At 67.7% G+C, this 14,064-nt stretch carries 12 protein-coding genes; 4 read left to right on the top strand and 8 right to left on the bottom strand.

Translation table 11 applies throughout. The features are described from left to right. Positions 1–84 precede the first annotated feature (84 nt). Positions 85–1,476 (top strand): DUF222 domain-containing protein, encoded by a 1,392-nt coding sequence (locus ACIBCN_RS19740; protein WP_396993015.1) that lies wholly within the window; start codon positions 85–87, stop codon positions 1,474–1,476. 395 nt (positions 1,477–1,871) lie between these two features. Here ACIBCN_RS19740 and ACIBCN_RS19735 read toward each other — a convergent pair whose 3' ends face one another. The 6 genes from ACIBCN_RS19735 to ACIBCN_RS19710 form a co-directional block, all read right to left on the bottom strand. Next, entirely contained in the window at positions 1,872–2,675 is an 804-nt protein-coding gene (locus ACIBCN_RS19735) for an SAM-dependent methyltransferase (RefSeq protein ID WP_396993014.1), read from the bottom strand. 109 nt (positions 2,676–2,784) lie between these two features. After that, positions 2,785–3,522, bottom strand: a complete 738-nt coding sequence (locus ACIBCN_RS19730) for a DsbA family protein (protein WP_396993013.1) — start codon at positions 3,520–3,522, stop codon at positions 2,785–2,787. 171 nt (positions 3,523–3,693) lie between these two features. Further along, complete coding sequence (locus ACIBCN_RS19725; protein WP_396993012.1) at positions 3,694–5,163, bottom strand: MFS transporter; 1,470 nt, start codon at positions 5,161–5,163, stop codon at positions 3,694–3,696. Beyond that, the gene (gene pgm, locus ACIBCN_RS19720) at positions 5,156–6,796 is read right to left on the bottom strand and encodes a phosphoglucomutase (alpha-D-glucose-1,6-bisphosphate-dependent) (RefSeq protein ID WP_396993011.1); all 1,641 of its coding nucleotides are present in this window, start codon (positions 6,794–6,796) and stop codon (positions 5,156–5,158) included. The genes ACIBCN_RS19725 and pgm overlap by 8 nt, the downstream gene beginning before the upstream one ends. 47 nt (positions 6,797–6,843) lie before the next feature. Next, positions 6,844–7,143, bottom strand: a complete 300-nt coding sequence (locus ACIBCN_RS19715; protein ID WP_396993010.1) for a fluoride efflux transporter CrcB — start codon at positions 7,141–7,143, stop codon at positions 6,844–6,846. Then, entirely contained in the window at positions 7,140–7,481 is a 342-nt protein-coding gene (locus ACIBCN_RS19710; protein ID WP_396993009.1) for a DUF190 domain-containing protein, read from the bottom strand. The genes ACIBCN_RS19715 and ACIBCN_RS19710 overlap by 4 nt, the downstream gene beginning before the upstream one ends. Positions 7,482–8,075: 594 nt before the next feature. On the opposite strand from ACIBCN_RS19710, the gene ACIBCN_RS19705 reads away from it, so the two are divergent. After that, positions 8,076–9,251, top strand: a complete 1,176-nt coding sequence (locus ACIBCN_RS19705) for a lipase family protein (RefSeq protein ID WP_396993315.1) — start codon at positions 8,076–8,078, stop codon at positions 9,249–9,251. A 231-nt stretch (positions 9,252–9,482) separates the two neighbouring features. Here ACIBCN_RS19705 and ACIBCN_RS19700 read toward each other — a convergent pair whose 3' ends face one another. Continuing rightward, positions 9,483–10,982: an MFS transporter gene (locus ACIBCN_RS19700; protein WP_396993008.1), complete on the bottom strand. Its 1,500-nt coding sequence runs from the start codon at positions 10,980–10,982 to the stop codon at positions 9,483–9,485. A 117-nt stretch (positions 10,983–11,099) separates the two neighbouring features. Here ACIBCN_RS19700 and ACIBCN_RS19695 point away from each other — a divergent pair, with 117 nt between their 5' ends. Continuing rightward, entirely contained in the window at positions 11,100–11,771 is a 672-nt protein-coding gene (locus ACIBCN_RS19695; protein ID WP_396993007.1) for a TetR/AcrR family transcriptional regulator, read from the top strand. A 53-nt stretch (positions 11,772–11,824) separates the two neighbouring features. Beyond that, complete coding sequence (locus ACIBCN_RS19690) at positions 11,825–13,123, top strand: D-arabinono-1,4-lactone oxidase (RefSeq protein ID WP_396993006.1); 1,299 nt, start codon at positions 11,825–11,827, stop codon at positions 13,121–13,123. 66 nt (positions 13,124–13,189) lie between these two features. Here ACIBCN_RS19690 and ACIBCN_RS19685 read toward each other — a convergent pair whose 3' ends face one another. Further along, positions 13,190–13,942: an SIR2 family NAD-dependent protein deacylase gene (locus tag ACIBCN_RS19685; protein WP_396993005.1), complete on the bottom strand. Its 753-nt coding sequence runs from the start codon at positions 13,940–13,942 to the stop codon at positions 13,190–13,192. Positions 13,943–14,064: the final 122 nt, after the last annotated feature.

Genomic DNA, 14,064 nt, shown 5'->3' with positions numbered 1-14,064 from the left:
AAGTTACACCACGGGTGTGGCGGCGGCCAAATCGCGTTGAATCGGGGGTGGCGGTGTGGGGCCGGCAGTCGTAGACTCGAACACATGTTCGAAGGAAGCGATCTCTCGGTGCTGGACTTTCAGGCCATGAGCGATGAGGGGCTTATCGATGCCCTTCGGACTGCGCATGGGGCGTCGGCGGCGGCGCAGGCTGCGGAGGTGTTCGCGGTACGGGAGTTGTATCGGCGGCATCGGGCGGTGAGTGCGGAGCCGGGGCCGGGTGGGGTGCGGGCCGGTGAGTTCGCGGCGACGGAGGCGGCGGTGGCGTTGCAGGTCGATGAGGGATCTGCGGCGGCGATGATCGATGTCGGGTTGGCGCTGGAGGATTGGTTGCCGCGTACCCGGGCGGAGTTCGCGGCGGGGCGGATCGACCTGGCGAAGGTGCGGGTGATCGTCGACAACACGCGTGCGGTGGCCAGGGATGTGCTGGGCGAGTTGGAGCCGAGGTTGCTCGAGGCGGCGGAGCGGACCACGGCGGTGCGACTGCGACAGGCGGCGCGGCGGTGGGTGGCGCGGCTGGATCCTGCTGGGGCGCAACGGCGGCGGGAACGGCGGGAGGATGATCGGGACGTCCGGATTCGGGCGGTGCAGGACAGCATGGCGGTGTTCGACGGGCTGCTGCCCGCGCCGGGCGCGCAGACGGTGGCTATGCGGCTGCGGGAGATGAGTTTGGCGGTGTGTGCGGCGGATCCGCGGACGATGCCGCAGCGGCGGGCCGACGCGTTGGTGGCGTTGGCCGACGGGTCGGGGCGGTTGCGGTGCGCGTGTGGGCGTGGTGCGCGATGTCCGAAGGGCGAAGTGACGGGCGATGCGCCGCGGCGGCCGTTGATCCAGATCGGGATTCCGGCGGACACGTTGCTCGGCATGCGGGACGCGCCCGCGTTTCTGGCCGGGTACGGGCCGATCGATGCGGCGCTGGCTCGGATACTCGCGGAACACGCTCGGTTTCAAGTGATTCCGGAACAGCCGGACGACGCGGTCACGCGAGCTCCGCGTCTGGATCGGGAGGTACGGGCGTTGGACGGGATGTGCCGATTCCCGGGCTGCACGATACCGGCCGCCGAATCCGAACTGGATCAGTCGGGCGGCGCGACGGTGCTGTGCGCACGCCACCAACGCTTGAAAACGTTGGCAGACAACAAGAAAGTGCCATGGGAAACCTGGCCGGCCGACCCGGATCGGTTGCAGTGGACCACGCCTAGCGGCGAGATACACACCACTTCGCGCGAAGGTGCCCGATATCTGTTCCCGCACAAGGACATCGACGTACCGATCAGCACGAACGCCGCCTCACCGCCAATACCGGCGATCGACCCACCCGACGACATCGCCTACCCCTTCCGCGGCCACGTCCTAGTCCACCGTCAACTGTCCCGAATCACTCCGGAGGACGAAATCCCCAATGACGCAATAACTCCCGCGATCAACACCGCGTAGTGAACCAGCGGGGCCGACGAGATGCGCGAATCCAACCCGGCCCCCACCGACCAACTGAAACTCGACGCGCGGCGGTCCCGGCCGACTGGGGAAGCAGGACCGCGCCGTCGAAACGGGCCGAGCCGCCGACTGGTGGAGTCGGCGGCTCGGCCCCACGAACTGGCCAGCGATCGGCCCCGCCATCGAATGACCCACCGAATGCTCGACGGCCCGGCTGACTGGGGAAGCCGGCTACCCGCCGAGCGGGCCGAGTCCGCGACACGTTCGTCGGCTCGGCCCCCGAACCAACCGAATGCTCGGCGCCCGCGGTCCCGGGGAACTTCTGGAGTCGGATCGCCCACGTCGAGCGGGCTGGGCCGGGACAGGGTGGTGTATCCGGCCCGGCCCACCCGAGCTCAGGACTTGACGGCGATCCCGCCGACGATGATCTCCTCGACGAGGGTCAGCTTGTCACGCACGATCTTGTCCGGGCGCCAGTGCGACAGCGGCACCAAGCCGGGCTCGACCAGCTGGCAGCCGCGGAACAGGCGCAGGATCTCCTCACGGGTGCGGAAGCGCCCGGTGCCGAGGAAGTCGAGGAACGACTTCTCCAGCGCGCGCGATTCGTCGCCGGTATCGAGGAAGTGGGTGATGAACAGGTGACTGCCCACCGGCACGGCATCCAGGTACCCGTCGACCACGCCCTCGGGATCCTCGTCGTCGTGCAGATGATGCAGCATGCCGACGAGCATGACGGCGATCGGTTGCGAGAAATCGATCATCTTCTGCACGTCCGGATGGGCCAGCACGGCGGCGGGATCGCGCAGATCGGCGGTGATGACGCGGGTCTGCCCGTTCTCGCCGAGCAGCGCCCGCCCGTGCGCCAGCACGATCGGGTCCTTGTCGACATAGACGACCTTGGAATCCGGCTGCAGTTTTTGCGCGACCTGATGAGTATTTTCCATCGTGGGGAGTCCCGCGCCCAAATCGAGGTACTGCTTCAGTCCCGCTTCGCCCGCCAGATAGCGAACTCCGCGACCGAGCACCGCCCGATTCAGTTTGGCCAGCTCATCGACCTCGGGCATGGTTTCACGCAGGTGGTCGAGCACGTGTTCGTCGGACGGGTAATAGTCCTTGCCACCGAGTAGCGCATCGTAGACTCTCGAGATACTCGGCTTCGATACGTCGAACTCGACTGGGGCCGATTCGGAACTCGTCATCGTTCATCCCTTTACGCGCGATACATCGGACACTTGACCGCTTTTGAAAAGCGTAGCCAGGCTTGTCGATGTCGCGCGGCGCATTTGCTCGATCCGTGTCAAGTCGACATCAGGAGGTGAGTGCGACCACCCAGTCCTCGTTGTTCACGTCGATCTTCGTCTTGCCGTCGAAGACGGCGGGCGTTGCCGCGGAGCCACCGAGGGCCGCGCCGAGGGCATCGGTGGTGGCGGTCGCGCTGGTGCGCGCCGCGTCGACCTTGGCGCCGGTGGAGATGCACCGCAGCACCGATTCGGGGGCGCCCGCGACCCGGGCCTGCGCGGCGAGCTCGTCATTGCTGAGGTCGGCGCCGCCCTCGCTCGGGCGCTTGGTGGTGAACAGTTCGGCGTGCAACTTCGCGTACACCGGGCCCGAACCGCCCTCTGCGACACACTGATTGGCGGCCACCGCGCGCGACGAGTAGTCCTTGCTGCGCGAGCGGTTGTCGAGGAAGTTCACCAGCCGGTAGCGCACCGCGAGCTTGCCCTCGTCGATCTTCTGCGCGATCTCCTGACCGTAGATGCGCTCCATGTTGCCGCAGCCGGGGCAGATCGGGTCCTCGAAGATGTCGATCGTCTTCGGCGCAGCAGGCTTGCCGAGCAGAATCGAACCGTCCGGCTCCAGCGTCACGTGCACACCGGGATCATGCGCGGCCCCGTACCCGTCGTTGCGCACACTCGCCCCGTCGTGCCCGCCGCGGACCGCCACAACGACGATCACCGCGATCACCGCGAGGGCAACGGCGCCCAACGCGTACGTGGTCTTGCTGGACATGGGCCGCGGGGTGTAGTTCGAACGCGATTCGCTCACCCCAACACTCTGCCGCAACCGAACCACACCCCCACCGCCAACCCCCACCCGCTGCGAGACTCCGCACACCTGGTCCAGCCGTCACATAGCCGTCGACCGGTCGAGCGCTGCGTGAAGGTGTAACCAGCTGTGCGAAGTGTCGCCCGAGCCCGCGGGGGCCGCATGCGACGGTTATCGCGCGACCGAATCGCGCGCAGTAGGTTCGGTGTCCACATCTGCCGCATCACCCCGCACCGAATCACCGCCACCCGGCACCGCGCGCTCGGCAGTAACAGGCTCGGCGATCGGCGGCACCGGACTGTCGGCAATGGGCGCTCCTGCCGCGTCGTTCACCGCGTGGTCGACCTCGGGATCGTGCCCGGTCAGCTGGTGATCAGCGCCGTCCGCACCACAGATGTGGTCGCATTCTTCCGGCTTTCGCACCGGTGCTTTACGCAACGGCTCAGGCACCACCGCCCATACGACCGCCGCGACGGCGAGCAGCGCGCCGGTGACCGCGAGCGCGAGACCGTATGACGCCTGCTGTGCCAGTGCGCCCACCGCGACCGGACCGAGCACGGTGCCGAGGTCGGCCGCCATCTGGAAGCCGGCGAGCACCGGCCCGCCGCGGGCGTTCGGGCCGATGATGTCGGCGACCGCGGCCTGCTGGGTCGGGGTGAACATGCCCGCGCCGAGGCCGGCCACGAACGAGGTGGCCAGCAGCCAGGGCAGCGTGTCGGCGACGCCGAGACCGGCGGTGCCGAGCGCACAGATCAGCGATCCGGCGATCAGGAAGGGTTTTCGTCCCCAGCGATCGGAGTATCGACCAGCCAGGAACAACACCGCGATATTGCCCGCCGCGAACACGGTCAACGCCACCCCGGCCATGCCGGGCGTCTGGTGCAGCACCTCGACGACGAGCAGCGGAACCAGCGCCATCCGCACGCCGAATATCGCGGCACCGTTGGCGAAGTTGGACCACAGCACCGCCCGATACTCGGACCGGGCCCACGCCTCCCGGAACGACATCATCCGCAGGCCGCCAACGGGTTCCGGCGCGGCAAGCTGCGAATTGCGCAGCGCCAGATAGACCGCGACGGTCACCACGAGCAACGCCGCCGCGTAGATCACGAACGGCATCCGCAGGCCGAATCCGGACAACGCCCCACCGACCAGCGGTCCACTGACCGACCCGATCAGGAAGCCGGTCGACCACAGCCCGGACACCCGGCCGCGCGCGGCGGGCGGCGACATCCGGATCACCAGCGCCAGCGACGACACGGTGAACATGGTCGACCCGATCCCGCCGAGCGACCGCAAAACCATCAGCTGCCAATAACTTTGGGCGAACGCGCTGGCTCCGGTCGACACCGCGACGATCAACAGACCGCCGAGATATACCGACCGCTCCCCCAGCCGCTGCACCAGCCGCCCGCTGACCGGCGCGAACAGCAATCGCATCAACGCGAACGCACTCACGATGGCCGAGGCCGCCGCGACGCCGACGCCGAAGCTGCGGGCGAACTGCGGCAGCACCGGCGCGACCAGCCCGAACCCGATGGCGATGACGAACGCGCCACCGACCAGCACCCAGATCTCGATAGGCAGCGGCTCCGCCCGGCCGGTAGACCGTGCGGTGCCGACTGCCGGCGATCTACTCACCGCCTAGCGCCTGTCCCACCACTTCCTCCGCGGCCGCCTGCACCTGCGCGAGGTGCTCGGGACCGTGGAACGACTCCGCGTAGATCTTGTATTTGTCCTCGGTGCCGGACGGCCTGGCGGCGAACCACGCGTTCTCGGTGGTCACCTTGAGCCCGCCGAGCGGCGCGCCGTTGCCCTTCGCCCTGGTGAGCACAGACGTGATGGGCTCACCGGCGATCTCCTTGGTGGTGATCATGTCCGGAGTCAACTTCGCCAGTAGCGCTTTCTGTTCCGTCGTCGCCGCCGCGTCGATCCGCGCGTAGGCGGGACTGCCGTAGCGGCGTTCGAGTTCGACGTAGCGCGCCGACGGGCTCTGGCCGGTGACCGCGGCGATCTCGGCGGCGAGCAGCGCGAGCAGGATGCCGTCCTTGTCGGTGGTCCACACGGTGCCGTCCATCCGCAGGAATGACGCGCCCGCGCTCTCCTCACCGCCGAAAGCGAGGCTGCCGCTGAACAATCCGGGCACGAAGAACTTGAAGCCGACGGGCACCTCGTGCACGTCGCGGCCGAGCACGCTGACCACCCGATCGATCATCGACGAGGTCACCACCGTCTTGCCGATCTTGGTGAGCGCGTCCCAGCCCATCCGGTTCGCGACGAGGTATTCGATGGCCACCGCGAGGAAGTGGTTCGGGTTCATCAGTCCGCCGTCGGGGGTGACGATGCCGTGCCGGTCGGCGTCGGCGTCGTTGCCGGTGGACAGGTCGTAGTCGTCCTTAATCGCGATCAGCGAGGCCATCGCGTAGCGCGAGGACGGGTCCATCCGGATCTTGCCGTCGCTGTCGAGGGTCATGAACCGCCAGGTGGGGTCGACGAACGGGTTGACAACCTCCAGCTCGAGGTCGTAGCGCTGCCCGATCTCTTCCCAGTAGTCGACGCTCGCGCCGCCCATCGGGTCGGCGCCGAGCCGGATGCCCGCGCCGCGAATCGCGTCCAGGTTCAACACATTCGGCAGGTCGGCGATGTAGTGGTCGAGGTAGTCGTAGCGCTGGACGTTGGTCTCCAGCGCGTGCTGCAGCGTGGTGCGCTTGATCCCGGACAGCCCGCTGCGCAGCAGTTCGTTGGCGCGCGCGGCGATGGCGTCGGTGGCGGTGTTGTCGGCCGGACCGCCGTGCGGTGGGTTGTATTTGAAGCCGCCGTCGCGCGGCGGATTGTGCGACGGGGTGATCACGATGCCGTCGGCCTGATTGCGGGTGCCGCCCCGATTGTGGCGCAGCACAGCGTGACTCAGCGCCGGCGTCGGCGTGTACCGGTCGCGGGCGTCGATCATCGCGGTCACGTCGTTGGCGGCGAGCACCTCGAGCGCGGTGACCATGGCGGGCTCGGACAGCGCGTGGGTGTCCCTGGCCAGATATACCGGACCGGTAATCCCGCGCGTCGCACGGTATTCCACGATCGACTGGGTGATCGCGAGGATGTGCGCCTCGTTGAACGCGGTGTCCAGGCTGGAGCCGCGATGTCCCGACGTGCCGAAAACCACCTGCTGTGCCGGAACCTCCGGATCCGGAATCCGGCTGTAGTACGCCGTGACCAGATGTGCGATGTCTTCCAGGTCGGTGGGACGCGCGAGTCGCCCTGCTCGATCATGGGCCATGCTCGGGTCTCCCTTCCGTATCGGCTGCGCCCTGCTCGTCATCAGGATCATGGCCACAACCACTGTGTCGTGGACGCGGCGACGAAGACCGCGATCAGTCGGCCCGCGACCGTCACCGGCCGGATCGTCTCGTAGCCGAACCCGCTGAACCTGGTCAGCGCGCCGCGAGAAGCCGTACCGGCGGCGGCTGACAGCCGAGTGCCCGCACGTGCGCCGATCAATCCACCGAGCAGCGCCGAACCGACAATGTTAACGGTCGGCGTGCCAACCGGCAGCAGAGCACCGAAACGTACTGGTACGACACGATCTACGCGATGGTGCACAGGCGCGTCGAGCGGCAGGATCATCGGGCGGCTCCCTGCCACAGCTCCAGTGGCGAGAGCGCGACGTTGAGGGTGGTGAACAGTTCGGTGTTCTGCTCGACGAACGCGCGCAACCGGGCGGGTTCGTCGACCAGCATCAGCACCAGCGGTTGATGGTCGGCCATGTCCAGGACGCGCGTGGTGTGGATACGGGAGGCCGCACCGTAGCCTTCGATGCCGCGCCACACGCTCGCCCCGGCCAGGCCGGTGTCGCGGGCGCGCCGGATGATCTCCTGATACAGGGGCGTGTGCCGCCATGTGTCGTCCTCGTCGAGCAGCACCGTCAGTCGCGCCGCGGGTTGCCACCGTCCTGCTTCTCCCACTGCCTGGCCCCCTTCCGTCGTGCCGTTGCTGTTGACCGCCGAGCGATTCCGTTATCCACCCCTGCGACGCCACCACCGTTCCCCCGAAAGAGCCGAGCGCGTGGACCGCGGCGCCCGATTCGAGCAGTCTACGAACCTCGCCGAGGCAGGTGGGAAAAGTGGTGCAGCCGCCGAGCACTCCGATACCGGAAACGGGGCCGCAGCAGTCTCTGGGCTACCCACATCCCGGTGCTCGGAACCATCAGAATGCCGATAGCAAAGCATCCCATGACATTTACCGCGAGCGTCGATCAGGGGACCCGCCCGCGCCGAACGCCACCTGCGCAATGTTATCGGTTGGACCGGTCGGTCCGTTCAGTCGGACCCACGAAGAAACCCACTACGAACAGCGTTGTTCATTGACATCTGGCCGAGTTCCGCGTACGAATGGCCTGAAGGTTTGGCCGAAGTTGCCTCCATCCCCCACTTACTCAGGTCGGAGCAACGATGGCGGCACAGCGGGCACAACCGAATACGCACCCGGAGGCGGCGGAACCTCGCCGACCGGTGCGCCAGCAAACCTCAGGCAGACGGCAGCTAGCCGTCGGCCGGACTCTGCGTCGACTCTCGATCGTGGCACTCGCGACGGCCTCGGCCGGTCTCGGACACCTGGCTCCCGCGGTGGCCGCGCCGATCTATCCGGTGCCCGACGCCGATGGTTTCTACAGCGCGCCACCGGATGTCGCGAACTTCCAGCCGGGCGACGTGATGCGCAGCAGGGCGGTGCCCGCGAACGGTTTCGCCGGCGCGACGGCCTGGCAGTTGCTGTATCGGTCGACCAATTCGGCCGACGCGCCGATCGGCGCGGTCACCACGCTGCTGCTGCCGCCGGGCGGCGGGATGAACCGTCCGGTCGTGTCGTATCAACCGTTCGTCAACTCACTCGGCATGCGGTGCGCACCCTCGCACAGCATCTTCGACGGCACCATGCAGGAGGCGCCCGCGCTGAACATGCTGCTGGCCAGGGGCTGGGCGGTCGCGGTTCCCGATCATCTCGGACCGACCAGCTCCTACGGGGCCGCGCGTCTCGGCGGCAGGCTGACCCTCGACGGTATCCGCGCCGTAAAGCGTTTCGGCCCAGCCGATCTCGCCGGTAGCCCGGTCGGCATGGCGGGGTACTCGGGTGGCGGCATGGCCACCGGCTTCGCCGCCGCGCTGGCGCCGGAATACGCACCGGAGTTGCCGATCGTCGGCGCGGCACAGGGCGGTGTCCCGATGAACATCGGCAAGCTGGCCCAGGACGTCGGGTTGCAGCGCAGCCCGCTGTTCGGCCTCGGCTTCGCCGCCGCCATCGGACTGGAGCGGGAGTACCCGGCCGAGCTGCAGATGGACCGGATCCTAAACCCGGCCGGCTTCGCACTGCGCGACCAGATCGCCAATGCCTGCACCAACGACATCATCAACGCGGGCGCGAACAAGAGCTTCAGCGATGTCTTCTACGGTGCGATGGACGCCGATCCGACGGTGGTCCGGATCCTGCACGAGAACAGCATCGAGATCTATCCCGGCGTCCCGCGCATCCCGATCTACGAATGGCACGGCGCCAACGACCAGGTGTCACCGCAGCTGGTGCGTGACGTCCTCGGCCGTTACTGCGGCCAGGGCGTCAGAGTCCAGTTCGACCTGATCCCCGGCGCCGACCACGGCACCGCGATCGCGCCTGGCGCGATCAACGCGTTCAACTACCTCGGCGACCGCTTCGCCGGTGCCCCGGCACCCAGCAACTGCTGAGTCCAACGCACAGCGCCCGCGTTCATCGTTGAACGCGGGCGCTGTGTCGTTCGAGCGGAACGCCACACTCCAGACCCTGGCGACCACCACAGCGCGAGTCTTGCGAGCGCCGTTCGTGGCCCGTCTCGTGTCCGAGCTGTCGAAGCGCATGCGCCGCAGGCGCGAGTCTCGACGGCTCGGACACGAGACATCCGGGGGCCACGAACACGCCGCGCCCGCGCGGCCGAAAACTCAGTGCGCGAGCACCGGCTCACCTTCCGACGGCACCGGCACGGTGTTCGGCATCAGCACCGCGGTGATCAGGGCACCTGCCACGAAGATCGCGGTCGCCCACCAGAAGCTGGTGGTGTAGCTCTCCACCGCGGATTGCGCGACGGTCAGCGGATCCGGCGTGCGGGTCGACAGGTAGTCGGTGGCGGCCGAGGCGGCGATGGTGCTGAGCAGCGCCGTGCCGATCGAGCCACCGACCTGCTGGCTGGTGTTGATCATCGCCGAGGCCACACCGGCGTCCTCGTGGTGCACCCCGGAGGTGGCACCCTGGAACGCGGTCGACATCGCGCCACCGAGGCCGAGGCCGAGCAGGATCAGCGCGGGCAGGATGTGCGAGGAGTACCCCGTCTGCAGGCCGATCTGGGTCAGCCAGGCCATACCGGCCGCGGCGATCAGGAAGCCACCCGACATGACGACCTTCGGGCCGAGCTTCGGCAGCACGAACGAGGGCACCGTGGTGGACGAGACGACCATGGCCGCCACCATCGGCAGGAAGGCCAGGCCGGTCTTGATCGGCGAGTAGCCCATGCTCAGCTGCATGTAGTAGGTGAGGAACAGGAAGATCGCGAACATCCCGATGCCCATCACGAACACGGTCAGGAAGGATCCACCACGGGTGCGGTCCAGCACGATGCGCAGCGGCAGCAGCGGGTGCTTGACCTTGGTCTCCAGCCAGGCGAACACCGCGATCAGCACCGCGCCGCCGATGAGGAAGCTCAGCGTGACCGGGTTGGTCCAGCTGGTCGACTCGGCGTGCGAGAAGCCGTACACGATGCCGAACAGTGCCGCGGTCACCACGATGGTGCCGGGGATGTCGAGCTTGGGGCGGTTCGTGGTCACGTGCTTGGCCAGCAGCAGCACCGCGCCGATCAGCGCGACGGCGGCGAAGGCCAGGTTGACGAACATCACCCAGCGCCAGTTCGCCCACTCGGTGAGCATGCCGCCGAGCAGCAGGCCGATCGCACCGCCGGCACCCGCGACGGCACCGAAGATGCCGAATGCCTTGGCCCGTTCACCCGGTTCGGTGAATGTCACGGTAAGCAGCGACAAGGCGGCCGGAGCCAGCAGCGCGCCGAACACACCCTGGCCGACGCGGGCCGCGACCAGCATCTCGAAGCTGGTGGCCGCGCCACCGACCGCGGAGGCGCCTGCGAAACCGATCAGGCCGATGATGAAGGTATTGCGGCGGCCGAAGAGGTCACTGAGCCTGCCGCCGAGCAGCAGCAAGCTGCCGAACGCGAGCGCGTAACCGGTGACCACCCACTGGCGATCGCCATCGCTGAAGCCGAGGTCGCGCTGGGCGGCGGGCAGGGCGATGTTCACGACGGTCGCGTCGAGCACGACCATGAGCTGTGCCACGCCGAGGACGGCGAGCACCCACCAACGCAGGGCGTGCGAGCCGCGACGGCCCTGATCCGTTTCAGCGGGGGCGGGTGCCCCACGGTCGAACGTGGTAGTCATGTGTCCCCTTTGTCTCAAGTATTGATGCGGAGTTGGCGCCTCCGGTTACCGTAAGAAGCTACCACCATAACGGAGAGAATGCCTCCGCTTAATCCCGATACTTGATAGGATGTGGGTGTGAATCACGCCACGGCCCTCTCTCCACCCCGGCGCCTGCGTGCCGATGCCGCCCGAAACCAACAGCGGATCATCGCCGCCGCTCGCGAGCTCTTCGCCGACCACGGACTCGAGATCACCCTCGACGACGTCGCCGAACGCGCGGGCGTCGGCGTCGGCACCGTCTACCGCCGGTTCGCCAACAAGAAGGAACTGATCACCGAGGTCTTCGAGCAGAGCATCAGCGAGTTCGCCGAGGCGGCCGACGCCGCCTTCCGGCACGCGGATCCCTGGTTCGGCCTCGTCGAGTTCTTCGAGTACGCCTGCAGGCACATGGCGAAGAATCGTGGCTTCAGCGAGGTGATGCTCGAACTGGAAGACGATGTCGACCGCTTCGTGGTCGTCCGCGACCGAATCAAGCCGACCGTCACGGGCATCGTCGATCGGGCCCGAGAGGCAGGCGTGCTCGCCCCGGGCATCGAGCCCTCCGACTTCTTCGCGCTGATTCACATGGTCGACGGCATCGCCGAGTTCGCCAGGTCGGTCAATCCCGACGTCTGGCAGCGCTATATGGCGATCGTGCTCAACGGCGTGCGGGCCGAGGGCACCCCGCCGCAGCAGCTGCTGGTGCCGCCGCTCAACGACACCGAGGTAGAGCAGGCAAAAGGCGCGTGCCAGGGACGTAGAAGGTAACAACTGCGTTATTGGTCGGCCATATCACACGCCGATCCCCTACAGTTGGTCACATGACCAACTCGTGGGTGAACTGGGCTGGCGACCAACACTGCGCGCCGGCCACCATCGCCTCCCCTCGCACCGCCGATGAGGTCGCCGAGATCCTCGGCCGGGCCGGCGATGCCGGACAGATCGTGCGCGTCGCGGGCGCGGGACATTCCTTCACCGACACCGTCCTGACCGACGGCGTATTGCTGAACCTGGCGAACCTCAACCGCATCCTCGACGTCGACACCGATACCGGACGCGTCCGAGTCGAGGCGGGCATCACCCTCAACGCCGCGAGCAACGCGCTGCACGAGCACGGCCTCGCCTTCCCCAACCTGGGCGACATCGACGTGCAGACGGTGGCGGGCGCCACCGCCACGGCCACCCACGGCACCGGGTCCACCCTGCAAAACCTTTCGGCCGCACTGCAGTCCATCGAATTGCTGCTCGCCGACGGCAGCCGGGTCGAGTTGAACGCGCAGACCGATCCGGAGGGCTGGCGCGCGGCCAGGGTCAGCGTCGGCGCGCTCGGCGTGATCACCGCCGTGACGCTGCAGCTGGTGCCGTCGTTTGTACTCGAGGGCATCGAGCGCCCACTCGCCGTGGACGACATCCTCGCCGACCTGGATTCCTACGTCGACGACAACCAGCACTTCGAGTTCTACATGTTCGGGCACAGCCCGCTGGCGATGACCAAGCGCAACAATCCCGTCGAGCTGCCCGAGCAGCCGCGCGGCAAGGCCGTCGACTGGTTCACCGACATCCTGATGTCCAACTACACCTTCGACGCGCTGTGCAAGCTCGGCCGCTGGCAGCCGCGACTGGTGCCATTCATTCAGCGCGGCGCCGCCTACGCGGGCAGCTATCGCCGCCAGGTCGACCGCTCCTACCGGGTCTTCGCGTCCCCGCGCCTGCTCCGCTTCACCGAGATGGAATACGCGATCCCGCGCGAGCATTCCGCGACGGCGATCCGCGAAATCAAGGACCTCTCCACGAAATTCCACACGGCGATGCCGATCGAGGTCCGCTGGGTCGCCCTCGACGACGCGTTCCTGTCCCCCGCCACCGGCCGCGACACCTGCTACATCGCCGTGCACCAGTACCGGGGCATGGCGTACGAGCCGTACTTCCGCGCCTGCGAGGCCGTGTTCGACAAGTACAACGGCCGCCCACACTGGGGCAAACGCCACTTCCAGACCGCGGACACCTTGCGCGAGCGCTACCCCGACTGGGACCGCTTCGCCGAGGTGCGGCGCCGGTTCGATCCGAAGGGCCGCTTCAGCAACGCCTACCTGAACCGGGTCCTCGGGCCGGTCGACTGACCGCGCGGGCGCACGCTTCTCGATGTCCCACCCGCGGTACGGGGCAACAAGAGCCGCACGGGTCGGTTATCCGCGGGCGGCCAGGATCTCGTCGACCAGGCGTGGGACCGCGGTGCCGATGGGTTCGCGGACGAGCTCCGTGGCCATCGAGTCGTACGGTGTCGCTTCGTTGTTCACGATGATCAGGTCCGCGCCGTTCTCGACGGCGATGGCGCACATCGAGGCCGCGGGCTCGACCTGCAACGAACTGCCGACCGCCAGGAAGAGGGCGCTGGTTTGCGCGGCGAGCGCGGCCTTCATCATGGTGCGCCGGTCCAGCTGCTGGCCGAACATGATGGTGGCCGACTTCAGCACGCCGCCGCACTGCGGGCACGGCGGGTCCGCCTCGCCCGCCGCGACGCGGTCCAGCACCGTGGCCATCGTTGTCTGGTAATCACATTCGACACAGACCACCTCGAACATGTTGCCGTGGATCTCGATCACCCGATCCGCCGGGAACCCGGCCCGCTGATGCAGCCGATCGATGTTCTGCGTGATGATCGTGACCGCGCGCCCGGCCTGCGCCAGCTCGGCAAGCGCGAGGTGCGCGGCGTTGGGTCGCGCCGCCCAGGCCGGGTTGTCGCGCCGCGCCAGCCACGCGCGTTGGCGCAGTTCCGGATCGGCGAGGTAGTTGTCGTAGGTCGAAAGCAGTTCGGCGATCGGGTCTTTCGTCCACACCCCGCGCGGGCCGCGGAAGTCCGGAATGCCGGAGTCGGTGGAGATACCCGCCCCGGTGAGCACCCCGATGCGGCCGTCGCGGCTGCGCCACTCGCTCGTCATAGCACCAAAGCCTAGGGCGCCCGGCAATGCGGAACCACCGTGCCCGATTCGGCCTACACAAGGCAATGAGAGGATGTTACGCTAATCCTCTCATCGCTTTACGGGTGTTGATCAAAGGAGAT

Origin of the sequence: Nocardia sp. NPDC051052, from assembly GCF_044456045.1 — a bacterium.
In the GTDB taxonomy this organism is placed as follows: domain Bacteria; phylum Actinomycetota; class Actinomycetes; order Mycobacteriales; family Mycobacteriaceae; genus Nocardia.
The sequence above is the reverse complement of the archived record's forward strand: the minus strand, read 5'-3'. Positions and strand labels throughout refer to the sequence as shown.